Raw genomic sequence first — 25,687 nt, forward strand, 5'->3', positions numbered from 1 at the left:
ATATAGCGCTGATAAATGCGTCGAAAAATAGGTTTCAAGTCTACTCTCATTTATTTCCTTTTGTTACCCTTTTTTGAGTAGAATATGCCGATTTAAATCAATATAACTGTAAAAACATGAAAAACATTCGCTCATTTATAAGTATCTTCTTAATTTTATTACCACTTTGGGCGCAGGCGCAGCGCGAAGTGAAATGTCGTGTAGTCCGGGTGTCCGACGGCGACAGCCTCACCTGTTTGGCGCATAACAATAAACAAATCAAAGTACGCCTGCTGGACATTGATGCGCCCGAACGCCGTCAGCCCTTCGGCAATAAAGCCCGTCAGCAATTAGCCCAACTGATTTTTAAGCGGGAAATAACATTGCGTATTTCCGGTTATGATCGCTATAACCGAACACTTGCCACGGTTTTTAACGAAAAAAATGAAAATATCAACTTAAAAATGGTACAACTTGGTTTGGCATGGGCTTATAATCAGTATTCGGAAAATCCCGAGTACGGCAAGGCCGAGGCGTTGGCGAAAAAACGCAAAATCGGTTTATGGCGGGAAACAAATCCCATAGAACCAAGCCGCTATCGCCGGGAATTATACAAAAGAAATATTCAAAATAAAAAACAACGTACTGAGAAAAATTAATGTTCGACACTACCGGATTCCGTTCGCACTTCCCTTATTTTCAGCATCCCGACAGGGTCATATATTTAGATAACGCAGCAACCACTCTAAAACCGCAAAGTTTAATTGATGCGACGGTAAAATTTTATCAATCCGCCGGTTCCGTACACCGCAGCCAATATGATGAAGAACAAACGGCACTCTATGAGCAGGCTCGCTCACAAGTTCGTCAATTAATCAATGCGGAAAGTGACAAAGCAATTATCTGGACCTCCGGTACAACGCAAGCCATTAACACCGTGGCAAACGGATTAATTCCTTATATTCAGTCTGACGATGAAATCATTATCAGCGAGGCGGATCATCATGCCAATTTTGTGACCTGGTCGATGATTGCACAAAAGTGCGGTGCAAAATTGCGTATTTTACCGATTCAGGATAATTGGCTAATCAATGAAAACGCTCTTTTGGTAGCCTTAAACAAACGAACCAAAGTAGTGGCGCTCAATTTTGTATCTAACGTAACAGGCACGGAACAACCAGTCGAACATTTAATCCGCTTAATCCGCAAGCATAGTTCCGCTCTGGTTTCCGTCGATGCGGCGCAAGCAATCAGTCACGTTAAAATTGATTTGCGGAAACTGGATGCGGACTTTTTATCCTTTTCCGCCCATAAAATTTACGGTCCGAACGGATTAGGAGTTTTAAGCGGGAAATTAACCGCACTTGAACTGCTTCAGCCCTTAATTTACGGCGGGAAAATGGTTGATCGGGTATCAAAACAACAAATTAGTTTTGCCGAACTGCCCTACCGTTTAGAAGCCGGCACGCCGAATATTGCCGGTGTAATCGGCTTTAATGCCGTATTGTCATGGCTTAATCAATGGGATTTCGAACAGGCGGAACATCATGCGGTGCAGCTTGCCGAACAGACAAAAGTGCGGTTAAAAAATTACGAATTTTGTCAACTGTTTAATTCGCCGAAACCAAGTTCGGTTATCAGTTTTGTCTTTAAAAATATTGCCGGTTCCGATCTCGCAACATTACTGGCAGAACAGAATATCGCACTGCGTACCGGCGTTCACTGCGCCCAGCCTTATTTATCCCGGTTGGGACAACATTCAACCCTGAGATTAAGTTTTGCCCCTTACAATACGCAACAAGAGGTTGACGCCTTTTTCACCGCATTGGACAAAAGCCTTGCATTATTAGAGGAATAAATGAATTTACAGGAACAATTAAAAAACGCTAAAAATTGGGAAGAACGCTATCGGTTAATTATTCAGGCGGGCAAAAATATTACCAAGCCGACGGAACAGGAACTGGCGGAAATGCAACCCCTCTCGGGTTGTGAAGCACAGGTGTGGTTTAAAATTTCACAAAATTCCGACCGCACTTTACATTTTCAGGCTTATAGCGACGCCCGTATTATCAACGGATTATTATGGATTTTATCCCTCGCCGTTAACGGGAAGCCGACGGAACAATGCCGCCGGTTCGATTTAACCTCTTATTATGCGGAATTAGGTATTGCTCAACGTTTAACTTCAACCCGTCTTAACGGTTTGAAACAAATTGAAGGCTTTATTCATCAAGCGGGAAATTAAGCAAGCGAAATTTGCTGATTTTTGACCGCACTTTTCAAATACAAAAAAAGAGATAGTTAAGACTATCTCTTTTGCATATTAGTGGGAACGCAAACGTTGTAAAAACGCTTTGGTTCGTTCATGTTGAGGATTATCGAATAATTGTTTAGGAGAGCCCCGTTCCACAATAATCCCGCCGTCCATCACAATCACTAAATCCGCCACATCTAACGCGAATTTAATTTCATGGGTGACAACCACCATCGTCCAGCCTTCTTTGGCAAGGCTTTTCATTGTATCCAACACATCTTGTACCAATTCCGGATCCAACGCCGAAGTAGGTTCGTCAAATAACATTAATTCCGGTTGTAACGCCAATGCGCGTGCGATGCCCACACGTTGTTGCTGACCGCCGGAAAGTTGGAACGGATAAAGATCCGCTTTATCGGCTAAACCGACTTTTGTCAGCAATGCTAAGGCTTCTTCACGGGCCTGCGCAACCTTTTTGCTCTGCACCCGCACCGGACCTTCCATCACATTTTCCAATGCGGTTTTATGGGGAAACAAATTATAGTTCTGGAACACCATCCCCGCCTTACGGCGCAGGGCCAAAATATCTTTTTTCGACGGTTTAGCGGCGAAATCAATCTTTAACGGCGCCGCATTATCAAACTCAATGGTGCCTTGCTCCGGCATTTCCAACGCATTTAAACAACGCAAAAAAGTGGTTTTGCCCGAACCGGAAGGTCCGAGAATAACCACCACTTCGCCTTTTGTAATGTCTAAATCAATACCGCGCAAAATCACGTTTTCACCAAAGGCTTTATGAATATTTTTTACTTTTATCATATTATCTCGCTACGTAACGCTCCATGCGTTTCTCAACCTTAGCCTGGATCACGAATAATACCCAACAGAAACACCAATAAATTAAACCCGCTTCAATATAAATCGGCAGGAAATCATAAGACATATTCGCCATTTGTTGAGCGACACGGAACATTTCCGTAACGGTAACCACCGAAGCCAAGGAAGTATCTTTAAACAAACCGATAAAGGTATTGCTTAACGGCGGAACCGCAACGCGAAAAGCCTGCGGAGCGATAATACGGCGAAATGTCTGCATATAGCTCATACCGATAGTATAGCCCGCTTCCCATTGACCTTTCGGTACGGAAGAAATCGCCGCACGTACGGTTTCGGAGGCATAAGCCCCGATATTCAATGAAAAACCGATAATTGCCGCAGGAATCGGATCAATAAAAATCCCCAGCGCGGGCAATCCGTAAAATACAACGGAAATCTGCACCAACATCGGCGTGCCGCGAATAATGGAGATATAAACTTTAACGACCACCAAAAATAAACGGTGGATTACTCCGTTAACCGGCGTAACCCGTACCAGCGCTACCGCAACGGAAATAATCATGCCGATTATAAAAGATGAAACGGCAAGAGGTATCGAAACCAATACCGCCGCTTCCACCATCGGCCAAAAAGCGCTAATGACCAAGTCCACGCGGGACTCGGTCATAAAAGGAATGGAAAGAAGGAGATTATTTAACACTGATATCTTTTCCGAAGAATTGTTCGCCTAATTTTTTCAACGTGCCGTCTTTTTGTAGCTCAATTACCGCCGCACTAATTTTTGCCAGCGCTTCGTCATTACCTTTATTTACGATTAAACCTGAACCTAATTTTTCTTCAGCCGGTGCTTCCCAAGCCGATTTTAAACCCGAATTCGGATTTTTCTTCAAATAATCTAAAATCGCCAGACTATCGTTTAAGGTAAAATCGGCACGTTTTTGTTGAACGACTAATAATGATTGCGCTAAACCGTCAACCGGTACGATTTTCGCCTGTTTCTCTCTTGCTAATTCACCATAGTTACTGGTTAACGACTGCGCCGCTTTACGATCTTTAATATCGTCTAAAGTTTTAATGCTATCGTCATCCGCACGAACCGCCATCATGGCGCCGGACCAGCTATAAGGCTCGGATTTATCAAATGTCGCCTGACGTTCAGGTGTCGTTAACGCCACTTGGTTCGCCACAATATCAAAACGCCCCGCTTTCAGGCCCGCCATCATAGAATCCCATGCGGTTTCCTTAAATTCAACTTTCACGCCCAGTTTGTCGGCTACCGCTCGCGTTACTTCTACATCATAACCGGTTAATTTACCGCTGGCGTCATGATAAGTAAAAGGTGCGTAAGTCCCTTCCGTACCCACCGTAATGGTGCCTTTATTATTAATGCGATCTAATAAACTATCCGCTGCAACAGCTTGAGTTGTGGTTGCCACAGCAAATATGCCTGTCGCTAAAAGTACTAATTTTTTAAACATCATAAAGTTTCCTTATAAAAAAATGGAATTAATTAAAAACGGAGCTATTTTAAAAGCAGAAAAAACTTTGAGGAAATAACTAATAAGAATAAGTTATTATAAAAAAAGAATAGGATTTGTTTATCTTTTATAAGCGGTTTTATTGAAAAATCGGTAAAAATGCACCGCACTTTTCCATCAAGTTATTTGTCTGCCGCCATGATTCCGTTACAATACTTACTAATTCTTTCGCCTAAGGATGTGTTATGACCATGCCGTTACCTTCTATTGAACAAACTCTGATTCAACTCGCCGATAATTTAATCACACATTTTCCGGAACAGTTTAACTCTCAAATTTATCAACAAATTCAAAAAGATATCAGTAACATTAAAACGCCGGTGGGCGCGTTAATGCGAGCGGTTTCAATGTCTGATTTTGTGACGGAAATTCTGCAAAAACAACCGCACTTTTTAGCCGAATGCTGGTATAAAACGCCGCAACCGGCGGATTGCGACAGTTATGCCGCCCGCCTGTCCGTTCAACTGGCTGACATTCAGGAAGAAACCGGCTTATACAAAACACTGCGTGATTTCCGCAATCAAGAAATGGCAAAACTAAGCATTTGCCAAAGTTTAAATTCAGCTACGGTAGAAGAAATTTTTATCCGTCTTTCACAACTGGCGGAAGCTTTGATTATCGGCGCGCGGGATTGGCTATATCAGCGTGCTTGCTTAGACTGGGGAACACCGACGGACAATCAGGGCAATGTACAACAACTTTACATTCTCGGTATGGGAAAATTAGGCGGTTTTGAATTGAATTTTTCTTCGGATATTGACCTGATATTCACCTACCCGGCCAATGGTGAAACCGTCGGTAGCCGAAAACCTATTGATAACCAAAAATTCTTCACCCGGTTAGGACAACGGTTAATCAGCGCCCTTGACGAATTCACCGAAGACGGTTTTGTTTATCGCACGGACATGCGCTTGCGCCCCTTTGGCGACAGCGGCGCCTTAGCGTTGAGCTTTAATGCCATGGAATCCTATTATCAGGAACAAGGACGGGATTGGGAGCGTTACGCGATGATTAAAGGCAGAATCCTGGGAGCGGACGAACAGGATCCGAATGTGAAAACGCTACGCCAATTATTACGCCCTTTTATTTACCGCCGCTATATTGATTTCAGCGTTATTCAGTCGTTACGTGACATGAAAAGCAAAATTGAGCGTGAAGTTCGCCGTCGCGGCTTGGTCGATAACATCAAACTCGGCGCCGGCGGTATCCGCGAAATAGAATTTATCGTTCAGGTCTTCCAACTTATTCGCGGCGGGCGGGAAATCAGTTTGCAGCAGCATGAATTGCTGAAATTACTGCCTGAAATCGAAAAATTGAATTTAATTACCGCAGATCAACATCAGGATTTGTTACAAGCTTATTTGTTTTTACGCCGGGTGGAAAACGTACTGCAAGCCATTAATGACAAACAAACTCAATTACTACCCGCTGACGAATTAAACCGATGCCGTTTAATTAGCGCCACCTGTGAATTTACTCAATGGGATAACAATCATCGGCCGCAAAAAATACAATATCCGATTCATGACTGGGAAAGCTTTTATCAGGTACTGCAACAACACCAACAAAAAGTGCGGTCGGTTTTTAATAATTTAATCGGATTTAATAATGAAAATGAGGCTGACGATTCGGACAATGCCTGGAGTGATTTTCTTGATGCGGATCTGGAACAAGGTGAAATCGCGGATATTCTTGCACAACAGGGGGTCAGCGAAGAAGAACGCGACGAGATTATCGGCAGACTGGAAGCTTTTCGTCATAGTGTCAGCCACCGTTCAATCGGGATCCGCGGGCGAGAAGTGCTGACTCAACTTATGCCGCTCCTGTTGCTGCAAATTTTTTCCAACAAAAAATACCGCACTTTGCTGCCGAGAATGTTGAATATTGTCGAAAAGATTCTTACCAGAACCACTTATTTAGAACTGCTACTGGAAAATCCGCAGGCACTAACGCAATTGATCGAACTTTGTGCCAAATCACAGCTGATTGCCGAACAAGTGGCGCAACATCCTATTTTATTGGACGAATTATTGGATCGCGAGGCATTGCTCAATCCGCCTTCCTTTGAGCAATATCCGGCGGAATTACAACAATATTTATTGCGTCTGCCTGAAGATGACGACGAACAATTTATTACCGCACTACGTCAATTCAAACAGGCGACGCTGTTGCGTATTGCCGCGGCGGACATTCTCGGCGCATTGCCGGTCATGAAAGTCAGTGATCACCTGACGTTCCTGGCGGAAACCATTTTGCATACGGTAGTCAACCTTGCATGGCAACAGATTACCGCCCGTTTCGGCAAACCCGAACATTTACAGAATAATGAAAAGGGATTTTTAGTGGTGGGCTATGGCAAACTTGGCGGTATTGAGCTGGGCTATCGTTCGGATTTGGATCTGGTTTTTCTCTGTGACGAAATCCATTCCGGTCAAACCGTCGGTGGCAAGAAAGTGATCGACAGTCACCAGTTTTATCTGCGGCTGGCTCAAAAAATTATCAGTATTTTCAGCATGACCACCAGCGCGGGAATTCTCTATGAAGTGGATTTGCGTTTACGCCCGTCCGGTGAAGCGGGGCCTTTATGTTGTTCATTCAAGGCTTTCGAAGATTATCAAATGAACGAAGCCTGGACATGGGAAAAACAATCGCTGGTTCGCAGCCGGGCGGTCTATGGCGAACCGGCATTGCGGGAAAAATTCGAATTAATACGAACCGGAATCCTCGCCTCACCCAGAGATTTAACCCGACTAAAAATTGACGTGCGGGAAATGCGTGAAAAAATGTATCGGCATTTTGCCGGTGCCGACGACAATAAATTCAATATTAAAAAGGATCAGGGCGGCATTACGGACATTGAATTTATCGCGCAATATCTGGTACTTGCCCATGCACCTGAAAATCCTAACTTAGCGTATTGGTCGGATAACGTGCGGATTTTTGACATTATGGCGGAACATGGAATTATTACACTTAATGAAGCCGAAAAGCTGAAAAATTGCTATACGGGCTTACGCAACCAAATTCATCACCTGAATCTGCTGGGCGAACCGCCAATTGTATCAAAAGAAGAATTTGCCGATGAGCGCCGGTTCATTCATCAAATCTGGCAAAAATTATTTTTTGAGTAGTTAAAGTAGTTAAAAGTGCGGTCGGTTTTGTCGGATTTTTAATAAAAAAGGGGTAAAGCACAAAATACTTTAACCCTCTTTAATCAACTCTGCTTATTTTACAATGCGTAAATGAGATGCCGATTTTTTATCCTTAGTTTTCTTATTCGCAGTTTTCGTGGTTTTAGCTTCTTTCTTCGCATTGTCAACCACATCTGTAAAACCTAAAGGCTGATCATGAGTAAGTTCAGCCGGTTTTTTATCTAATTCGTCATAAATCGGCTCAGGTTCGAACATCACTCCGTCACCGTTTTCTCTTGCATAAATCGCTAAAGCCGCACCGAGCGGAATGTAAATTTCGCGGGGAACACCCTGAAAACGCGCATTAAACATCACCGCATCATTAGTTAACTGCAAATTAGCTACCGCGCCGGAAGAAAGATTTAATACGATTTGCCCGTCTCTTACATATTCCTGCGGTACATCCACACCATAATAAGTAGCATCCACCACTAAATATGGAGTAAACTCATTATCAACTAACCAATCATAATAAGCTCTTAATAAATAAGGGCGCTTTGGCGATGATTTATATTCCATTTTATTTTTCATCCATTAAATTTTTAGGTGCGTTATTGCCTAGTGATTGAACAAATGATTCGCGTTCAAAAACTTTCGCCATATAACCTTTGATGGCTTTTGCACCCGCACCGCCGAATTCCACACCTAATTCTTGCATTCTCCATAATAACGGCGCTATATAGCAATCCACTAAGCTGAATTCTTCACTCATAAAGTATGGGGTCTGTGTGAAAATCGGCGCAATAGCTAACATTTCTTCTTTTAATTGTTTTAATGCCGTTGCACGTTCTTCTTCAGTGCCTTTTTCCGCTTTTTCTAAAGCGGGATACCAGTCTTGTTCGATACGTAGCATTAATAAACGGGTTTTACCTCGAGCAACCGGATAAACCGGCATTAACGGCGGATGAGGAAAACGTTCGTCAAGGTATTCCATAATAATACGAGAATTAAACAGCACTAAATCGCGATCAACCAACGTAGGTAAAGTGCCATAGGGATTTAATTCCATTAAATCTTCCGATAATGCTTGCGGATCTACAATTTCCGTCTCATAAGCAACACCTTTTTCTGCTAATACGATACGTACTTGATGGCAATAAATATCTGATTTATCTGAAAAAAGGGTCATTATTGAACGTTTATTTGCAGCGCTTGTCATCTATTCCTCCGACGACTTAAAATAAATTATGAATATTAGCTTAAAGCTTATTAAAAATACTAAGTTCTTAAAAAATTGGCGTTTATTTTACCATAAATCAGCAAGCGTTTTCCAAACGATCTACATTTTTTTAGGAAAAAACCTATTTTTAATAATTTTAAGGAAATGGTTAGAATTTGTTTATTAATTGAGCAAAAAAAATTGCAAGCCCGAAAGCTTGCAATCTCTGAATACAAACGAAAATATAAAATTAACGTTTTGAGAATTGTGGACGACGACGCGCTTTGCGAAGACCCACTTTTTTACGTTCAACACGACGTGCGTCACGAGTAACAAAGCCCGCTGCACGTAATACCGGACGTAAAGATTCATCGTATTCCATTAATGCACGAGTGATACCGTGACGGATTGCACCCGCTTGACCTGAAATACCGCCACCCTTAACTGTGATGTAAAGGTCTAGTTTTTCAGTCATCTCAACCAATTCTAACGGTTGACGTACGATCATGCGTGAAGTTTCACGGCCGAAATATACGTCTAGTTCACGTTGGTTGATAGTGATTTTACCACTGCCCGGTTTGATGAAAACACGAGCTGAAGAGCTTTTGCGGCGACCTGTGCCGTAGTTTTGATTTGCTGCTGTCATTTTCGTGCTCCGTGATTAGATATCTAAAACTTGTGGTTGTTGTGCTGCATGTTCATGTTGTGAACCTGCGTACACTTTTAATTTACGGAACATTGCACGGCCTAACGGACCTTTTGGCAACATACCTTTAACCGCAATCTCAATCACTGCTTCCGGACGGCGAGCAATCATTTCTTTAAAAGTCGCTTGTTTAATACCGCCGACATAACCAGTGTGCCAGTAGTAAACTTTATCGGTTTCTTTACGACCTGTTACCGCTACTTTATCCGCATTGATAACGATGATGTAATCACCTGTATCTACGTGCGGAGTGTACTCAGCTTTATGTTTACCACGAAGGCGACTCGCTAATTCGGTCGCTAAACGACCTAACGTTTTACCTGTCGCATCTACTACATACCAGTCACGTTTAACTGTTTCCGGTTTTGCTACAAAAGTTTTCATTAATTTAATTACCAATATTTGATATTAATACCCAGTGTTCTCTCTTTTATTTATTAGATGAACACAACCATTGATCTCAATCAAGCACCCCTTCGAGTGTGATCTCGACGAATTAATGTGCGGTGGGAAAACCGCCACATTTACAGGGTCGGAGGATTATACATAAAATATAAGGAGAATGCCAGCCATAAAATAAACAATTTCGATAAAAGTGCGGTCAAAAAATTGAGAATTTAAAGCTGATTTTGATTTCACCAAAACGACAAAACCCGCTCAAATAAGCGGGTCTTACTATATGGTGCTTCGGGCGAGACTCGAACTCGCACATCCCAAGGACACTGCCACCTGAAGACAGCGTGTCTACCAATTCCACCACCGAAGCATGTACGGCGCAAATTTTATCGGGGATCTGACATATCGGCAAGTACTTTCTTCACAAAACTTCTCTTTTTTTAAATATGATTCAAAAATTGAATGTGCCCTATGCCGTCAAAATCATATTAATCATTATAATAAGCCGGCTTAAATACCGTGATCCAGTTCAAAGAAACGGCGGACAAATAAGACAAAGTACAAAAATCAAGTTATGATATTGGTAATCGTTTTACCATGAGGAGTATTTATTATGCAAAGCGAAATGTTATTACCCGCAATCGGCGGTTTTATTGCCGGTGTGATTCTCACTTATTTAGTACTGCGTTTGACTAAAGGCTCGATAAAAAACCAAGCCAAAACGGAAAACGCCTTGCAACAGGCGAAAGCCGAATTGGCGGAACAAAAGAAACAGCTTGAAAGACACTTTGCCGAAAGCGCAAGTTTATTGAAAACCTTATCCGAAGATTATCAAAAACTTTATCGCCATTTAGCCGCTTCGTCCACCACTTTACTGCCCGAATTTAAAGAACTCTTTAACGGTTCGACGGTAAATCAGGATAAACCGCGTATTGAACCGACAATTTCCGACCTTAAAACGATTACCGAAGAAAACGAAGATCAGCCTCGGGATTATTCCGAAGGCGCATCCGGTATTCTGAGCGTAGAACGCTAACCCGGCGGAACCTTACAAAAATCCGAAAAAAACAACCGCACTTTTGCTTCGAAGTGCGGTTGTTTTTTCTGAATTTTCTGCGAAAATCAATTAATCTAAATATTCTAAGCCATATTGATACAAGGCATTTTTTTTATATCCGTAAAGTTCCGCAACAATCGCCGCCGCTTTTTTTAACGGCAGTTCCTTCGCTAGCAACGCTAAAGCTTTTATAGCCTGAGGGCTTATTTCTTCGGCATCATCCGATTTAGCTTTGCCTTCAATAACCAACACCATTTCACCTTTAGTCCGATTCGGATCTTCCGCCAGCCATTTTCGTAGATTGGCAACCGTATCACCTGTAATCGTTTCCCAGGTTTTCGTAATTTCCCGGGCAAGTACGATGTAACGTTCCGCGCCTAATACCGCTTCAATATCTTCGAGCGTATCAAGAATACGGTGCGTGCTTTCATAGAAAATTAAAGTGCGGTCTTCTTCGGCAATATTTTGCAATTTATCTTTTCTGGCTTTGCTTTTTGCCGGCAAGAATCCCTCAAAACAAAAACGATCGGAAGCAATACCCGAGGCGCACAATGCGGTAATCGCCGCACAAGCGCCCGGCAGCGGCACAACTTTTAAACCTGTCTGACGGCATTTACGCACGAGATGAAAACCGGGGTCGCTGATAAGCGGTGTGCCCGCATCCGAAATTAAGGCGATATTCGTGCCTTGGCGTAATTTTTCCACCAATGCATCCGCTTTTTGTTGTTCATTATGATCATGCAGGGCAAAAAATGGTTTCTTTATACCATAATGGCTCAATAATAAGCCGCTATGACGGGTGTCTTCAGCCGCGATTAAATCTACTTGGGTAAAAATATCTAATGCCCGTTGAGTAATATCTTGTAAATTACCTATTGGGGTCGCAACAATATATAAAGTTCCGTAGGAATTATTCATTTTGTCGATTCTTTTTATTTGCTTTTAATGAGTTAGAGAAGTAAGATCGCCCCATTCTTTTAGATACGGAGTAACTATGACTATTCTATTACAACGCGCCAAATTTAAAAAACGTTTAATGCCGATTTTATTTCCGCTGATGCTTGCGGGATGTACCAATTTATTTGGCAGTAATTTTCAAGATGTTTTAAAAAATGATGCGAACGCAAGTTCCGAATTTTATATGAATAAAATTGAACAAACCAGAGAAGTCGAAGACCAACAAACCTATAAACTTCTCGCCGCTCGCGTGCTTGTAACCGAAAATAAAACCGCTCAAGCCGAAGCCTTACTTGCCGAGTTAACCAAACTTACGCCTGAACAACAATTAGACAAATCTATTCTAGATGCGTTAATTGCCGCGGTGAAACGTGATAATGACAGCGCATCAACTTTGTTAAAAACGATTCCGTTGGCGCAGTTAAGTCAGTCTCAAACTTCCCGTTATTACGAAGTTCAAGCCCGTATTGCAGAAAACAAAACGGATATTATTGAAGCCGTTAAAGCCCGTATTCAAATGGATATGGCGTTAACCGACGTACAAAGAAAACAGGATAATATCGATAAAATCTGGGCATTATTACGTAGTGGCAATAAAACTCTTATTAATACCACTCAACCGGAAGGTAATGTCGCCTTGGCCGGTTGGTTGGATTTAACCAAAGCTTATAATGATAATTTAAGCCAGCCGAGCCAATTGGCACAAGCATTGCAAAACTGGAAAACCACCTATCCGAACCACAGCGCCGCCTATTTATTTCCGACGGAATTAAAAAGCCTTTCTAACTTTACCCAGACCCAAGTAAATAAAATTGCATTATTACTACCGTTAAGCGGTAATGCGTCTATTTTAGGCAGTACTATTAAATCCGGTTTCGATGATTCAAGAGGGGCGGATAAATCCGTCCAGGTTGATGTTATCGATACCATGGCAATGCCGGTAACCGATGCTATAACGCTGGCGAAACAAAATGGCGACGGAATGATTGTCGGTCCGTTATTAAAAGATAATGTGGATGTAATTTTAAGCAACCCGACCGCAGTTCAGGGAATGAATGTGTTAGCGCTGAACTCTACGCCGAATGCTCGAGCTATCGATAAAATGTGTTATTACGGTTTAGCGCCGGAAGATGAAGCGGAAGCGGCGGCAAACAGAATGTGGAATGACGGCGTTCGTCAACCGATCGTTGCTGTGCCGCAAAGTGATTTAGGTCAACGTACCGCTTCCGCATTTAACGTTCGCTGGCAGCAACTTGCCGCTAGCGATGCAGATGTACGTTATTATAATCAGCCTGATGACGCCGCTTATAATTTAACCGCCGATCCTGCACAAAATCAGGCAATCTACATTGTGGTTACCGACAGCGAACAACTAATGTCCATTAAGGGAGCACTGGATAATTCCGGCGTAAAAGCGAAAATTTATACCAACTCTCGCAATAATTCATCAAATAATGCGGTTGAATATCGTCTGGCAATGGAAGGCGTTACCTTCAGTGATATTCCGTTCTTTAAAGATTTAGACGGCGAACAATATAAGAAAATCGAAGCGGCTACCGGCGGCGATTATTCTCTCATGCGTTTATACGCAATGGGTGCCGATTCCTGGCTGTTAGCGCATTCATTTAATGAATTACGCCAGGTTCCGGGCTTTTCATTAAGCGGTTTAACCGGTAAATTAACAGCCGGACCAAACTGCAATGTCGAACGTGATTTGACTTGGTATTCTTACCAAGGCGGTAATATTGTGCCATTAAACTAATATGTTTAGTCTAAAACGGCAACAAGGGGCGAGCTTTGAGCAACAAGCTCGCCTTTTTTTAGAATCACAAGGTTTACAATTTATCGCAGCGAATCAAAACTTCAAATGCGGTGAATTGGATCTCATCATGCTGGACGGTGAAACCATTGTATTTGTTGAAGTCCGTCAACGCAAAAATGATCACTTCGGCTCCGCAGTGGAAAGTGTTGATTGGCAAAAACAGCAAAAATGGATAAATGCCGCAAGTCTTTGGCTGGCAACACAAAACCACAGCTTAGAAGATACGGATTGCCGATTTGATTTAGTCGCTTTTGGCGCTACCGCTTCAAATGTTCAATGGCTTAAAAATTTTATTGAATAATATGTTAGAAAAAATTAAAGATCTTTATACTGAAAATATTCAAACACAAATTTCCGCTTCCCGCCTTCTTCCCGAAACCATTGTCGAAGCAACTACAAAATTGGTGAGTTGTTTATTACGAGGCAATAAAATTATAGTGTGCGGACACGGCCGATCATACGCCAATGCTCAGTTTTTAGTGGCTAATTTACTGAATCGTTATGAGTTGGAACGTCCTAGTTTCCCTTCTGTATTACTAACCATTGATAGTGCGGTCGGTTCCGCTATCGTTTCGGATAATCACATAACAACCCTTTATCAGCGCCAATTTAATGCTATTGCACAACAAGGGGATATTCTGGTGGCGTTAGTACCGAATTCCGGTGATGAATCCATTATTAATGTGATTAATTGTGCGACAAATAAGGATGTTGAAATTATCGCCTTAACCGGTGCTAACGATGATCATTTACAGGGTTTAATTTCCGAAAACGATCTTGAAGTCCAAACTCCGGCGATAAAAGAAAGCCGGATTTTAGAAGGCCATTTATTCATTATTAACGCATTGTGCGAATTAATCGACCATACTCTGTTTACACAAAGTGGTTGACAAAGCAGTTAACTCAAACCACACTAGAAACGTCCAATACTCTAGGAGATTATATAAATGAATATGCATAAATTAAAAAAACTGACATTTATTATTGGTTCGGCGCTTTTATTGCAAGGCTGTGTCGCCGCACTTGTAGGCGGTGGTGCGGTGGCGACAAAAGTCGGCACTGATCCTCGAACAACCGGCACACAATTAGATGATGAAACTCTAAAATTCCAAGTGTATAACGCGGTCAACAAAGACGAACAAATTAAGCAGGAAGGGCGTATTGTCGTATCGTCTTATAGCGGACGCGTGTTGTTATTAGGGCAAGTTCCGACAGAAAGCTTAAAATCTGTGGCAACCAGCCTGGCAAAAGGGGTTGACGGTGTAGGCGACGTATATAATGAAATCCGCGTCGGCTCCCCTATTACAGTTACTCAAAAAACAAAAGATAGTTGGATTACAAGTAAAATCAAATCGGATATGTTGCTAAATTCATCCGTCAAAACAACGGATATCAAAGTGATTACCGAAAACGGTGAAGTTTTCCTGATGGGTAATGTTACTCAAGAACAGGCAAATGCGGCCGCGGAAGTTGCTCGAAATATCAGCGGTGTTGAAAAAGTCGTAAAAGTATTTAAATATCTGGACTAATTTGATTTCACTAAAAAAACTGCGGTAAAATTTACCGCAGTTTTTTACTTCTTTATTATCTGAAAAAACAAAATGGCGCTATAAGCGCCATTTTTCATATCCTTAAGCTAGCCAACCGGCTTGATTTGCAATAAATAATCCCGCAAAACTGATTAAGAAGATTAATCCGGCAATAGAAAGCCAGAATAATCCGCCACGTACTTTATGCTCGCCTTTTAATACTAATGAAAGATTTAACCAGGCAAATAATGGAGCAAAGACGAATGAGGTAATCATAGCAAAACTTAACATCGGACCTACCGCATTATTAAAATAGAAAATAATGGCTAACCCGGAAAGCGCTGCCAAGATGACCGCAAGGTTTAAATATTTCGGTGAGCTTTCTTTACGTTTAAGCAATAAGCGCAGACTTTCAACATTAGTCCGAGAATAACCGTCAATTACCGTAATGGTTGTTCCGAACATACACATGAAGGCGATAAAGGCGATTAGACCGCGTGCCCAATCCCCGATAGTAGAAGCATACATATTGATAAGCTGGGCAATATACTTACCGCCGACCATTTGTACTTGTTCACCGGAACCAAATTGAACTAAAGCCCCTAATGCCAAAAAGACTAACGCCAAAACGGCAGTACCTATATAGCCCACATTAAAGTCAAAAATACCGTCTCTATAAGTCACTTTCGTTAAGCGACGTTTTGCCACAACCCACATAGAATTCAACGCGGAAATCTCAATAGGTGCCGGCATCCAACCCATTAACGCAACGATAAAACCCAAACCCAACGGACCTAAATTCCATGGTGACGGCGCAACGTAATCTGCCTGTGCAACCCCCTGAATACCGTTACGGAATAAAGCAATCAGTACCGCCATTACCGTTGTTACGGTTAATGCAATCATAATCAACTTAGACAAGCCGTCTAGCATTCTATATTTACCTAATAATAAAATGCCGGAGCTAACCGTAATCACAATTAAACTGAGTATTGGAACGGGAACCGGGAAAGGCAGTACAAAAGTAAGAATCGCCGCACATAATAACCCTACGGCGGCGGTATTAATGATAGTAGCAAAGATATTCAATAGGAAGAAAAACCACAGATAAAATTTTCCTTTTTGCAGATAACCTTCAAGTAAGGTATTTCCGCTATCTAAGGTATATTGTGCGCCGAAACGGAAAAAAGGATATTTAAATAAATTAGCTAAAATAATGATAGGTACTAATTGCCAACTATAAATTGCGCCGGCTTGAGTGGACATAATAATATGGGAACCGCCGACAGCTGCGGATGCCATTAAAATACCGGGACCCAAAGCACCTAATTTAGATCGCCATGACGATTTTTCTGAGGTTATTTCATTGTTCATTTTAATTTCCATTAATTGTAAAGATAACAGTACGATTTTACGTGTTTTTTACACTTTTACAAATATAATTTAATAGATATTAAAATTTAATGAATAAAATTTAGAATAAAGAATCAGTCGAAATTTATTTTGATGAAAAGATGGCTGGGGTACTAGGATTCGAACCTAGGAATGCTGAGATCAAAACCCAGTGCCTTACCGCTTGGCGATACCCCATCAGATTATCTTGCATAAGATTTTTTAGAATTCGTTTGATAGTATGGCTGGGGTACTAGGATTCGAACCTAGGAATGCTGAGATCAAAACCCAGTGCCTTACCGCTTGGCGATACCCCACCTACTAAAAGACTTGCAAGCAATGAATGGTGCGGGACGAGGGACTTGAACCCACACACCTCGCGGCGCCAGAACCTAAATCTGGTGCGTCTACCAATTTCGCCAGTCCCGCATTATGGTGGCTACAGCGAGATTCGAACTTGCGACCCCAACATTATGAGTGTTGTGCTCTAACCAGCTGAGCTATGTAGCCATTTCATATTGCGTCACCATCATCGGCTTTGCGGGGCGTATTATGCGGATATAATCCAGCTTCGTCAACTACTTTTTTCAAAAAATTCAATTTTTTGCATCATTCGCATAGAGATTAAACGATTTGATTCAAATTTAGACTTATTTAACCGTTTACATATGGAAAGATATGTCATTTCACCGAAAAAACAATAAATTAAATTAACTTAAAAAGATTCTAACCTGTTGAATTTTATTTAAATCATTTGAGAAAAAATAAAATTATCATCTTGTAAAAATTATGAATAAAAAATCGAAAATTTTTCAAAGAATTGCAAGTTAACGGAAATGTGCGGAAATTTGTAAAAATAAGCTGAAGAAAACCGAATAATCCTTCCTTAGACAATCCAATTAACTTCAGCCGGTTTGAGTAATAAATGTATATCCGTTTATAATATCACTCGAAATATTTCGTTATCTTTTTGTATTTAATAGCAATTATTTTTGATAATCCGTTACATAAAATATCCAAACAACATTGTTTGCTTTGTTCAGGCTATTAAATGATTCCCTTGCTTAAAAGACAATCGAGATATTGATAAAATTTAGTTGCCGCTATGACTATAAAATCAAATTTTTGATATAAAAACCTAAATTTCCTTCCTTTTGTCAGTCATCCGGCACAACTAAATTTTTTAGAACAAAATCCGTTTATTCTATCTTTCCATGCATTGTGTGACTAATCCCTTAGAATCTAGTCCCTTAGATAGTTAAACAATGCGCACACGCAAAAAAATTTGGTATTAAGAAAGCCGGAGAATGATATATTCAAAATATATTTTTGAAAATAGTTATTATTTATAAATGTGATAATCATCACAAAAAATAAACTTTTTATATTTGTTCGAACGGAAATACGTTTTTAAGTAATCCTAATTTTTCTTTAATCAAAACACAAAAAAGCGAGCCTTTCTGCCCGCTCTTATCAATTAATTTATTAGCATTATGTTACATTCTTTAAGAAAAAACTAAGCGCAGGCGGTTACAAGACCCGTTGAACTAAAATCGGGATCAACCACAATGCTAAACTCAAATTCCGAATAGTCTTTTTTAATTCGCTGAATAATTTCTTCTTTCAAACTCTCTACATTTTTAGTTTCAAAATCAAAAATCAAATCAAAGGTGACTTGTTTTAATTCTCTGTCCACATAAAAGGCATGAAACTCTAAAATTTCCTGATAACTGTGTAAAATACGCAGTAAATCGGCTTTCAATTTTGCTACATAAGGTTCCGAATCATTTGCCGCATAAACGCCGATAGTCATTTCAATACTGAAATCTCTCATAATATCCGCTTTTATACTACGCGTTAGGCGATGAATTTCCCGTGCGGTCATATCGTCAGGCACTTCAATATGCACTGAACCGATAATTTCTGTCGGACCGTAATTGTGCAAAATCAAATCATAAGCGCCGACAACCCCCTGATAACGGCGGATATGGCATTTTATTTTTGACGTAAGCGCTTCATCGGCTCTGACACCGATAATGTTGTCTAAAGTTTCCTTTAAGCGGTCAAAGCCGGATTTCATAATACCTAATGCGATAACAGCCCCAAGAAACGCGTCAATGGTGATATTCCAGAAAAAACTTAAAATAGCGCAAAATAACGTACCTATGGCTAATACACTGTCAAATAAGGCTTCCGTACCGGATGCGATTAAGGCTTGTGAACCAAGCTCTTCACCGGAATTTTTAACAAATCGTCCTAACCCATATTTGACGACAATACCGATGCTGATAATAACAATTGCGGTAATATTATAGTTTGTTTCTTCCGGCGTAATAATTTTCGCAATGGACTCTTTTAAGGCTGTTGCCCCAGCAAGAAAGATAATGGCGCCGATAACAATTGCCGTGATATATTCGATCCGTCCGTAGCCGTAAGGATGTTTTTTATCCGGTGCCCGAGTAGCTAATTTGGTACCTACAATAGTCACCAACGAAGATAAAGAATCACTTAAATTGTTTAACGCATCAAGCATTACGGCTAAGGAATTAGTGAAAAAACCAATTGTGACCTTTACCGCAACAAGGATGATGTTGGTGAAGATGCTAATAAAACTAACATTGATAATTTGACGACTTCTACTAACCACATTAAACCCCATATAAAGATTATTTTCCGTTATTCTAACAAAGTATAAATGATAAGTATTCCTATTAATTTGAATGGTTATTACTATTTAAGCAAGAAAACAAAACTTAAAGAACTAGTGTGAATTTATTCGAATCAAAAAAACGACCGGCAAAATTACGATAAAAAGTACCGCACTTAGCATAACCGCCGCATGAAACCGCCAGTTTTTCGTCTTATGACGAAAATGCACCATACCTAAATGAATACCGATAAAACCGCCCATAAAACAAAAACTGAAAAATAAAATTTCCTCTATTCGCCATTCCTTGTTTTTTGCCCGTTTTTTATCAATTTTCATCAAAAAATAAGCGGCGATATTTACCGCCGCTAAATAAATAACTAAAACGTTGATAACCATTAGTCGCCGTAAACCGGTAAGCGTTTGCAAATTTCCAATACTTTCGCTCTGGTTTCCGCAATCACTTGGTCATAGTTGTCTTTACCGATGCTTTCTAACACATCGCACATCCAGCCAGCTAAAGTTGAGGCGTCAGCTTCATTGAAACCGCGACGGGTAATAGACGGAGACCCCACGCGAATCCCAGAAGTGATAAATGGTTTTTGCGGGTCGTTCGGCACAGAGTTTTTATTTACCGTAATATTTGCCTCTCCCAGCGCCGCATCCGCCGCTTTACCCGTCAAGCCTTGTTTTACAAAACTTACCAGAAATAAATGGTTTTCGGTACCCTTTGATACCACTTCAAAACCGCGTTGTTTAAATACTTCAACCATGGCTTTTGCATTTTTTAACACTTGAGCCTGATAAGCTTTAAATTCCGGTTGTAACGCTTCTTTGAAACATACAGCTTTTGCCGCGATCACATGCATTAACGGACCGCCTTGGTTTGCCGGAAATACGGAACTGTTTAGTTTTTTGTAGATTTCTTCATCTCCGCAGGCTGATAAAATCAAACCGCCGCGGGGACCTGCTAATGTTTTATGGGTTGTAGTAGTAACCACATGAGCGTGAGGTAACGGATTCGGATATAAGCCGGCTGCGATTAAACCCGCGACATGTGCCATATCAACGAACAAATATGCACCCACTTCGTCCGCGATTTCACGCATTTTTGCCCAATCCACCACTTGAGAATAAGCGGAGAAACCTGCAACGATCATTTTCGGTTTACTTTCCAGCGCTTTTACACGCACATCTTCATAATCAATTAAACCTTCGGCCGTAATGCCGTAAAGCACCGAATTATAAATTTTACCGGAAAAGCTGACTTTCGCACCATGAGTTAAGTGACCGCCGTGCGCAAGATCCATACCTAAAATAGTATCGCCGGCATTTAATAGCGCACCGTAAACTGCCGCATTCGCTTGCGATCCCGAATGAGGCTGTACATTGGCATAATCCGCACCGAATAATTCTTTTGCGCGGTCAATCGCTAATTGCTCCACGATATCGACATATTCACAACCACCGTAATAACGTTTGCCCGGATAACCTTCCGCATATTTATTTGTTAATTGAGAACCTTGCGCTTCCATTACCGCTTTCGTTACATAGTTTTCAGAAGCGATTAATTCAATATGTTCTTCCTGACGACGATTCTCATTTTGGATCGCGTCCCATAATACTGGGTCAAATTCTGCAATACTGTGGTTTTGTAACATGAGTGTTTCCTTCTAGATCTTAGGGATGTAAAACCTTTGCGATTTTACATTATTCTTGTGTTTAACGTTAGCAAAAAAATTTTTTGCGATGAAATTAATTGAGCGAAAATAAAAACTGAAGTTTATTAACAATTCCGTTTCAAGCAAACCGAATTATATTCTTTAGCTATAATTTATTGTTGCATTAGCCGTATTTTTGTCCCTTTGCAGGTAGCCAATGAAACTAATACTAACCGTTTTCATAATATTTCCATAAAAATGACCGCACTTTGCACTGAAAAAAGTGCGGTCAAAATTTTAACCGTTTTGCTCTCTTGCCACGGCACGGTAACCGATATCGCGACGATAGAAACGCCCCGTCCAGTTCACCTGTTCTGCCAGTTTTAACGCTTTTTGCTGCGCGCTCAGAACGGAATTTCCTAACGCGGTCACACAAAGCACACGGCCGCCGTTAGTGACTAATTTACCCTCTTTTTCCGCAACGCCCGCCAGGAATACTTTTTCATCTTGGCTTGCTTGAACCGGAATACCGCTGATTTCATCGCCTTTGCGATAATCGCCCGGATAACCTTCTGCGGCTAACACGATACCCAGTGCCGCTTGCGGATCCCATTCCGATTTGATTTGGTCCAATTCCCCTTTACAGGCTTTCAGGCAAAGCTCCACCAAATCCGATTGCATGCGCATCATAATCGGCTGGGTTTCAGGGTCGCCGAAACGGCAGTTGAATTCGATCACTTTCGGTTGTCCGTTTTTATCGATCATCAAGCCCGCATATAGGAAACCTTTGTATACATTATTTTCCGCCGCCATTCCGCGCACGGTAGGATAAATAATTTGTTCCATTACCCGCTGATGAATTTCCTGCGTGACTACCGGTGCCGGAGAATAAGCTCCCATACCGCCGGTATTCAAGCCTTTGTCCCCCTCGCCCACACGTTTGTGGTCCTGCGAGGTTGCCATAGGTTCTACATTTTTGCCGTCTACCATTACGATAAAGCTGGCTTCTTCGCCGTCCAGAAATTCTTCAATCACTACTCGACTGCCCGCCTCGCCGAAAGCATTACCGGAAAGCATATCCTTCACCGCCGCTTCCGCTTCGGCTAAGGTCATTGCCACAATCACGCCTTTTCCCGCAGCCAAACCGTCCGCTTTAATCACAATAGGAGCACCTTTTTCACGCAGATATGCCAATGCCGGCTCCACTTCGGTAAAGTTTTGATATTCCGCAGTAGGAACGTTGTGACGAGCCAGAAAATCTTTGGTAAAGGCTTTGGAACCCTCCAATTGTGCCGCGGACTGACGCGGCCCGAAAATGGTTAAGCCCGCTTGTTCGAACGCGTCCACCACGCCGACCACCAAAGGCGCTTCAGGCCCCACAATGGTTAAACCCACATTATTGTCTTGGGCAAACTTCACTAAGGCCGGCACATCCGTTGCGGAAACATCGACATTTTCCACCGCACTTTCACGAGCCGTCCCCGCATTCCCCGGTGCCACAAATACTTTACTTGCCAATGGAGATTGTGCCGCTTTCCAAGCCAAGGCATGTTCACGACCGCCGTTTCCGATGATAAGAATGTTCATTTTTGTATCCTTTTTATAGTTCGAAATTAATTTCGAGCTTCAATAAATCATTTTTCGTCCGATGGACAACCTACTTTCTTTTGCGTTTCCGTCACTTTTCTTTTAGTAACGCTCAAAAATAAGTCCCCCGTCTGAAGCGCCTGAACGACTTGTGATTTTTAGGCAAATTTGTACTGTTTGAGCGAAGCGAGTTGACAAATTTGCCGTTTAAAAAATCACAACAAAGTTCAGTTCAGCGGTGAAGTCGGGGTATGTTCTTTGGTTACTTTCTTGCACAAGCAAGAAAGTAACAAAACACCTTAATGTCTAAAATGTCTCATTTTAGTTAAAACCATCACCATATTATGTTCATCCGCCGCGTCAATCACTTCTTGGTCGCGCATTGAACCGCCCGGGTGGATAACGCATTCGATTCCCACTTCGGCGGCGGCGTCGATGCCGTCACGGAACGGGAAGAAGGCGTCAGATGCCATCACGCAGCCTTTCACTTCAAGGCCTTCGTCCTGTGCCTTGATACCGGCGATTTTTGCCGAATAGACTCGACTCATTTGGCCTGCGCCGATACCGATGGTTTGATTGTTTTTAGCATACACGATAGCGTTGGATTTCACGAATTTCGCCACTTTCCAGCAGAACAGCATATCTTCCAATTCCTGTTTGGTCGGTTTACGTTTGCTCACCACTTCCAAATCATCAATACTCACAGCCCCTAAATCCGCATCCTGTACTAATAAACCGCCGTTTACCCGTTTAACATCTAGGCGTGCCTGCGGTTTGATCAGTTCGCCGCATGCCAATAAACGTACGTTTTTCTTACGTTTCACCACTTCTACCGCAGCAGCGGAAACCGTCGGCGCAATAATCACTTCCACAAATTGACGATCCACGATAGCCGTTGCCGTCGCTTCGTCTAATTCTCGGTTGAAGGCGATAATACCGCCGAATGCGGAAGTCGGGTCGGTTTGGTAGGCACGATTGTAAGCTTCCAACACATCTTTACCTAAGGCTACGCCGCACGGATTGGCATGTTTCACAATCACGCAAGCCGGCTCGTCAAAACTTTTTACACATTCCAACGCTGCGTCGGTATCAGCGATATTGTTGTAAGAAAGGGCTTTACCTTGTAGTTGTTTGGCGGTAGATACGGAGGCTTCTTTAACCTCTTTTTCTACATAAAATGCCGCATTTTGATGACTGTTTTCACCGTAACGCATGGTTTGTTTGCGGATAAAGTTGAGATTTAAAGTACGCGGGAATTGACCGCACTTCGCATCTTTGTCTTCTTCCTCGGCGGCAAAATACGGTTTCACCAGTTGACCGAAGTAATTGGCAATCATGGAATCATATTGTGCCGTATGTTCGAAGGCGCGAATGGCTAAATCGAAACGGGTTTCCAGCGTTAAGCTGTTTTGATTTTGATCCATTTCCGCCAAAATCATATGGAAATCCGCATTATTCACCACGATAGCTACATCTTTGTGGTTTTTCGCAGCAGAACGCACCATGGTCGGCCCGCCGATGTCGATATTTTCCACCGCATCTTCAAGGGTGCAATTCGGTTTTGCCACGGTTTGCGCAAAAGGATAAAGATTCACAACCACCATATCGATACCTTCGATACCGTGTTTTTGCATCACTTCATCATCGGTACCGCGACGGCCTAAAATCCCGCCGTGTACTTTCGGGTGTAAGGTTTTCACCCGGCCGTCCATCATTTCGGGAAACCCGGTATAATCCGACACTTCCGTCACCGGCAAACCGCTGTCTGCCAATAATTTGGCGGTGCCGCCGGTTGATAATAATTTAACACCACGTTGCACCAGGCCTTGTGCGAATTCCACAATACCGGTTTTGTCAGACACGCTTAATAAGGCTTGACGGATAGGACGAATTTGCATTGATAATTTCCTTTAAATTTAAAGATAAATAAAAACGGAAATATTATAACGCAAACGTTTGCGCTTATACAGAAAAATATTCGTTTCAGATAAAATTTATTGACGAACAAACCTTGTCTTTCACTCCTTCCCATTATGAAAACACAGAAAAATCATGAAGTTGAATCAGGGGCTGTTGATCTTTTATAAACAGATCCTAGTTTTCAGTGGCAAATTCAATTAATTGCGGATTGGCTATACGTTGATAATCCTGTGTATTCAACAACAAAGAACGCTCTAAAGTACCGGCGTTAAACGCCAACTCTTCATAGATCCCAAATAAACCGGGATCCGCCACTAACTTTAGCTTTTCATGAAAACTGAAAGGCGGAATAGCGCCGAATACGCAATCGGTCAGTTCATGCACCTCGGCAGGGCTTGCCAAAGAAGCGCGCGTACCGCCTAATGCAAGGGCGATTTTTTGCAAATCGGCTTTTTTATTTGCCGGCAATATTGCCAGAACATGTTGTTTTATGCCGTTTCCTTTCACCACGCAAAGCAATGCTTTAGCTCCCTGTCCCAATTCCGTGCCTCTCATTTTAGCCACTTCTTCCGATTTACCGGCACGAGGGTGTTCAATAACCCGGAATGAAGCCCGGTTCTCCGTTAAAAGTGCGGTCAATTTTTCAAAAGTTTTTTCAGACATATTTACATCCATAATAAAAAACGGAGTAAGACCACTCCATTCAACTAGATCTTGCCGTTATTCTAGCAAATTAGAAAAAATTAAAACCGATAAAAATAACCGACGCAGAAATTTTACGCAAAAAAAAAAAGCCTGCTAATTAAGCAGGCAAATTGTAAGGAAATTTAGATTTTGTAATATAGGGGTTCTATATTATCTAATGTTGTCAAGACAAGGGGAATCTCAACAACGGAATGGAGTTTACTTCAAGTTTTTTTTTCATACAAGCTTACTAAAAAGAAAAAGTATTTTTACTAATAGTTAAAAATAAACTTTACTGAAAGGATTTTGTTCCCTCTTTTTGTTGATTATTTGTGAAATTTTCTTTTCTAAAACGGTTTTTTATTAAAAAC

Annotated in this window: 24 protein-coding genes and 5 tRNA genes; 9 read left to right on the forward strand and 20 right to left on the reverse strand. The window is 41.6% G+C overall.

Features of this window, described 5'->3' with window-relative positions; genetic code table 11:
- Window positions 1-116 precede the first annotated feature (116 nt).
- From A4G13_RS04000 to A4G13_RS04010, 3 genes are read left to right on the forward strand one after another with little or no spacing between them, the layout of a single operon-like run.
- The gene (locus A4G13_RS04000; protein ID WP_090653862.1) at window positions 117-638 is read left to right on the forward strand and encodes a thermonuclease family protein; all 522 of its coding nucleotides are present in this window, start codon (window positions 117-119) and stop codon (window positions 636-638) included.
- Entirely contained in the window at window positions 638-1,837 is a 1,200-nt protein-coding gene (locus tag A4G13_RS04005; RefSeq protein WP_090653864.1) for a cysteine desulfurase, read from the forward strand. The genes A4G13_RS04000 and A4G13_RS04005 overlap by 1 nt, the downstream gene beginning before the upstream one ends.
- Complete coding sequence (locus A4G13_RS04010) at window positions 1,838-2,224, forward strand: SufE family protein (protein WP_090653866.1); 387 nt, start codon at window positions 1,838-1,840, stop codon at window positions 2,222-2,224.
- Window positions 2,225-2,302: 78 nt separating this feature from the next.
- Here the strand turns inward: A4G13_RS04010 and A4G13_RS04015 are convergent, their stop codons facing one another.
- From A4G13_RS04015 to A4G13_RS04025, 3 genes are read right to left on the reverse strand one after another with little or no spacing between them, the layout of a single operon-like run.
- Window positions 2,303-3,052, reverse strand: a complete 750-nt coding sequence (locus A4G13_RS04015) for an amino acid ABC transporter ATP-binding protein (RefSeq protein WP_090653868.1) — start codon at window positions 3,050-3,052, stop codon at window positions 2,303-2,305.
- A gap of 1 nt (window position 3,053) precedes the next feature.
- Window positions 3,054-3,770 carry an amino acid ABC transporter permease gene (locus A4G13_RS04020; protein WP_090653870.1) on the reverse strand — a complete coding sequence of 239 codons (717 nt, stop codon included), beginning with the start codon at window positions 3,768-3,770 and terminating at the stop codon, window positions 3,054-3,056.
- A complete protein-coding gene (locus A4G13_RS04025; protein ID WP_090653974.1) occupies window positions 3,760-4,548 on the reverse strand; it encodes an amino acid ABC transporter substrate-binding protein in 789 nt (262 codons plus the stop codon). The genes A4G13_RS04020 and A4G13_RS04025 overlap by 11 nt, the downstream gene beginning before the upstream one ends.
- 245 nt (window positions 4,549-4,793) lie before the next feature.
- On the opposite strand from A4G13_RS04025, the gene glnE reads away from it, so the two are divergent.
- On the forward strand, window positions 4,794-7,739 hold the full coding sequence (gene glnE, locus A4G13_RS04030; protein WP_090653872.1) for a bifunctional [glutamate--ammonia ligase]-adenylyl-L-tyrosine phosphorylase/[glutamate--ammonia-ligase] adenylyltransferase: 2,946 nt from the start codon (window positions 4,794-4,796) through the stop codon (window positions 7,737-7,739).
- 93 nt (window positions 7,740-7,832) lie between these two features.
- Here glnE and A4G13_RS04035 read toward each other — a convergent pair whose 3' ends face one another.
- From A4G13_RS04035 to A4G13_RS04055, 5 genes are all read right to left on the reverse strand, one after another.
- Entirely contained in the window at window positions 7,833-8,318 is a 486-nt protein-coding gene (locus A4G13_RS04035) for a ClpXP protease specificity-enhancing factor (protein ID WP_090653976.1), read from the reverse strand.
- Window position 8,319: 1 nt separating this feature from the next.
- The gene (gene sspA / locus A4G13_RS04040; RefSeq protein ID WP_011200455.1) at window positions 8,320-8,958 is read right to left on the reverse strand and encodes a stringent starvation protein SspA; all 639 of its coding nucleotides are present in this window, start codon (window positions 8,956-8,958) and stop codon (window positions 8,320-8,322) included.
- 250 nt (window positions 8,959-9,208) lie between these two features.
- Complete coding sequence (gene rpsI, locus A4G13_RS04045; protein WP_011200456.1) at window positions 9,209-9,604, reverse strand: 30S ribosomal protein S9; 396 nt, start codon at window positions 9,602-9,604, stop codon at window positions 9,209-9,211.
- 15 nt (window positions 9,605-9,619) lie between these two features.
- On the reverse strand, window positions 9,620-10,048 hold the full coding sequence (gene rplM, locus A4G13_RS04050) for a 50S ribosomal protein L13 (RefSeq protein WP_011200457.1): 429 nt from the start codon (window positions 10,046-10,048) through the stop codon (window positions 9,620-9,622).
- A 296-nt stretch (window positions 10,049-10,344) separates the two neighbouring features.
- Window positions 10,345-10,430, reverse strand: a tRNA-Leu gene (locus A4G13_RS04055).
- 243 nt (window positions 10,431-10,673) lie between these two features.
- Here A4G13_RS04055 and A4G13_RS04060 point away from each other — a divergent pair.
- The gene (locus A4G13_RS04060) at window positions 10,674-11,096 is read left to right on the forward strand and encodes a Z-ring associated ZapG family protein (protein ID WP_090653874.1); all 423 of its coding nucleotides are present in this window, start codon (window positions 10,674-10,676) and stop codon (window positions 11,094-11,096) included.
- Window positions 11,097-11,186: 90 nt separating this feature from the next.
- Here the strand turns inward: A4G13_RS04060 and rsmI are convergent, their stop codons facing one another.
- On the reverse strand, window positions 11,187-12,035 hold the full coding sequence (gene rsmI, locus A4G13_RS04065) for a 16S rRNA (cytidine(1402)-2'-O)-methyltransferase (protein ID WP_090653875.1): 849 nt from the start codon (window positions 12,033-12,035) through the stop codon (window positions 11,187-11,189).
- Window positions 12,036-12,111: 76 nt separating this feature from the next.
- Here rsmI and A4G13_RS04070 point away from each other — a divergent pair, with 76 nt between their 5' ends.
- Genes A4G13_RS04070 through dolP form a run of 4 tightly spaced genes read left to right on the forward strand, consistent with a single transcriptional unit; the run spans window position 12,112 to window position 15,425 of the window.
- Window positions 12,112-13,836 (forward strand): penicillin-binding protein activator, encoded by a 1,725-nt coding sequence (locus A4G13_RS04070; protein ID WP_090653877.1) that lies wholly within the window; start codon window positions 12,112-12,114, stop codon window positions 13,834-13,836.
- Between the two features lies 1 nt (window position 13,837).
- A complete protein-coding gene (locus tag A4G13_RS04075; protein ID WP_090653879.1) occupies window positions 13,838-14,197 on the forward strand; it encodes a YraN family protein in 360 nt (119 codons plus the stop codon).
- A 1-nt stretch (window position 14,198) separates the two neighbouring features.
- Window positions 14,199-14,786, forward strand: a complete 588-nt coding sequence (locus A4G13_RS04080) for a D-sedoheptulose-7-phosphate isomerase (RefSeq protein ID WP_041640199.1) — start codon at window positions 14,199-14,201, stop codon at window positions 14,784-14,786.
- Between the two features lie 57 nt (window positions 14,787-14,843).
- Window positions 14,844-15,425, forward strand: a complete 582-nt coding sequence (dolP, locus tag A4G13_RS04085) for a division/outer membrane stress-associated lipid-binding lipoprotein (protein ID WP_090653881.1) — start codon at window positions 14,844-14,846, stop codon at window positions 15,423-15,425.
- Between the two features lie 102 nt (window positions 15,426-15,527).
- Here the strand turns inward: dolP and A4G13_RS04090 are convergent, their stop codons facing one another.
- The 11 genes from A4G13_RS04090 to A4G13_RS04140 form a co-directional block, all read right to left on the reverse strand.
- A complete protein-coding gene (locus tag A4G13_RS04090; RefSeq protein ID WP_165898018.1) occupies window positions 15,528-16,799 on the reverse strand; it encodes an NRAMP family divalent metal transporter in 1,272 nt (423 codons plus the stop codon).
- A gap of 141 nt (window positions 16,800-16,940) precedes the next feature.
- Window positions 16,941-17,015 (reverse strand) — tRNA-Gln (locus A4G13_RS04095).
- Window positions 17,016-17,059: 44 nt separating this feature from the next.
- Window positions 17,060-17,134: transfer RNA gene (locus tag A4G13_RS04100), tRNA-Gln, on the reverse strand.
- Window positions 17,135-17,161: 27 nt separating this feature from the next.
- Window positions 17,162-17,246, reverse strand: a tRNA-Leu gene (locus A4G13_RS04105).
- A gap of 4 nt (window positions 17,247-17,250) precedes the next feature.
- Window positions 17,251-17,327 (reverse strand) — tRNA-Met (locus A4G13_RS04110).
- A 1,006-nt stretch (window positions 17,328-18,333) separates the two neighbouring features.
- Window positions 18,334-19,464: a cation diffusion facilitator family transporter gene (locus A4G13_RS04115; RefSeq protein ID WP_157847500.1), complete on the reverse strand. Its 1,131-nt coding sequence runs from the start codon at window positions 19,462-19,464 to the stop codon at window positions 18,334-18,336.
- A gap of 114 nt (window positions 19,465-19,578) precedes the next feature.
- On the reverse strand, window positions 19,579-19,863 hold the full coding sequence (locus A4G13_RS04120; protein ID WP_090653885.1) for a DUF1294 domain-containing protein: 285 nt from the start codon (window positions 19,861-19,863) through the stop codon (window positions 19,579-19,581).
- Window positions 19,863-21,125, reverse strand: a complete 1,263-nt coding sequence (gene glyA, locus A4G13_RS04125; protein WP_011200469.1) for a serine hydroxymethyltransferase — start codon at window positions 21,123-21,125, stop codon at window positions 19,863-19,865. The genes A4G13_RS04120 and glyA overlap by 1 nt, the downstream gene beginning before the upstream one ends.
- Before the next feature lie 297 nt (window positions 21,126-21,422).
- Window positions 21,423-22,712 (reverse strand): phosphoribosylamine--glycine ligase, encoded by a 1,290-nt coding sequence (gene purD, locus A4G13_RS04130; protein WP_090653888.1) that lies wholly within the window; start codon window positions 22,710-22,712, stop codon window positions 21,423-21,425.
- A 299-nt stretch (window positions 22,713-23,011) separates the two neighbouring features.
- Complete coding sequence (purH, locus tag A4G13_RS04135; protein WP_090653890.1) at window positions 23,012-24,610, reverse strand: bifunctional phosphoribosylaminoimidazolecarboxamide formyltransferase/IMP cyclohydrolase; 1,599 nt, start codon at window positions 24,608-24,610, stop codon at window positions 23,012-23,014.
- Window positions 24,611-24,806: 196 nt separating this feature from the next.
- The gene (locus A4G13_RS04140) at window positions 24,807-25,295 is read right to left on the reverse strand and encodes a YbaK/prolyl-tRNA synthetase associated domain-containing protein (protein ID WP_083754311.1); all 489 of its coding nucleotides are present in this window, start codon (window positions 25,293-25,295) and stop codon (window positions 24,807-24,809) included.
- Window positions 25,296-25,687 lie beyond the last annotated feature (392 nt).

This window comes from Basfia succiniciproducens (assembly GCF_011455875.1).
Lineage (GTDB): Bacteria > Pseudomonadota > Gammaproteobacteria > Enterobacterales > Pasteurellaceae > Basfia > Basfia succiniciproducens.

Coding starts and splice junctions, on each gene's coding strand:
- A4G13_RS04070 (WP_090653877.1), top strand. CDS start 12,112: ATGACTATTCTATTACAACGCGCCAAATTTAAAAAACGTTTAATGCCG.
- A4G13_RS04010 (WP_090653866.1), top strand. CDS start 1,838: ATGAATTTACAGGAACAATTAAAAAACGCTAAAAATTGGGAAGAACGC.
- A4G13_RS04080 (WP_041640199.1), top strand. CDS start 14,199: ATGTTAGAAAAAATTAAAGATCTTTATACTGAAAATATTCAAACACAA.
- A4G13_RS04000 (WP_090653862.1), top strand. CDS start 117: ATGAAAAACATTCGCTCATTTATAAGTATCTTCTTAATTTTATTACCA.
- A4G13_RS04015 (WP_090653868.1), bottom strand. CDS start 3,052: ATGATAAAAGTAAAAAATATTCATAAAGCCTTTGGTGAAAACGTGATT.
- A4G13_RS04075 (WP_090653879.1), top strand. CDS start 13,838: ATGTTTAGTCTAAAACGGCAACAAGGGGCGAGCTTTGAGCAACAAGCT.
- purH (WP_090653890.1), bottom strand. CDS start 24,610: ATGCAAATTCGTCCTATCCGTCAAGCCTTATTAAGCGTGTCTGACAAA.
- A4G13_RS04005 (WP_090653864.1), top strand. CDS start 638: ATGTTCGACACTACCGGATTCCGTTCGCACTTCCCTTATTTTCAGCAT.
- A4G13_RS04140 (WP_083754311.1), bottom strand. CDS start 25,295: ATGTCTGAAAAAACTTTTGAAAAATTGACCGCACTTTTAACGGAGAAC.
- A4G13_RS04090 (WP_165898018.1), bottom strand. CDS start 16,799: ATGAACAATGAAATAACCTCAGAAAAATCGTCATGGCGATCTAAATTA.
- purD (WP_090653888.1), bottom strand. CDS start 22,712: ATGAACATTCTTATCATCGGAAACGGCGGTCGTGAACATGCCTTGGCT.
- A4G13_RS04060 (WP_090653874.1), top strand. CDS start 10,674: ATGCAAAGCGAAATGTTATTACCCGCAATCGGCGGTTTTATTGCCGGT.
- A4G13_RS04025 (WP_090653974.1), bottom strand. CDS start 4,548: ATGTTTAAAAAATTAGTACTTTTAGCGACAGGCATATTTGCTGTGGCA.
- glnE (WP_090653872.1), top strand. CDS start 4,794: ATGACCATGCCGTTACCTTCTATTGAACAAACTCTGATTCAACTCGCC.
- rplM (WP_011200457.1), bottom strand. CDS start 10,048: ATGAAAACTTTTGTAGCAAAACCGGAAACAGTTAAACGTGACTGGTAT.
- A4G13_RS04035 (WP_090653976.1), bottom strand. CDS start 8,318: ATGGAATATAAATCATCGCCAAAGCGCCCTTATTTATTAAGAGCTTAT.
- rpsI (WP_011200456.1), bottom strand. CDS start 9,604: ATGACAGCAGCAAATCAAAACTACGGCACAGGTCGCCGCAAAAGCTCT.
- dolP (WP_090653881.1), top strand. CDS start 14,844: ATGAATATGCATAAATTAAAAAAACTGACATTTATTATTGGTTCGGCG.
- glyA (WP_011200469.1), bottom strand. CDS start 21,125: ATGTTACAAAACCACAGTATTGCAGAATTTGACCCAGTATTATGGGAC.
- sspA (WP_011200455.1), bottom strand. CDS start 8,958: ATGACAAGCGCTGCAAATAAACGTTCAATAATGACCCTTTTTTCAGAT.
- A4G13_RS04120 (WP_090653885.1), bottom strand. CDS start 19,863: ATGGTTATCAACGTTTTAGTTATTTATTTAGCGGCGGTAAATATCGCC.
- rsmI (WP_090653875.1), bottom strand. CDS start 12,035: ATGAATAATTCCTACGGAACTTTATATATTGTTGCGACCCCAATAGGT.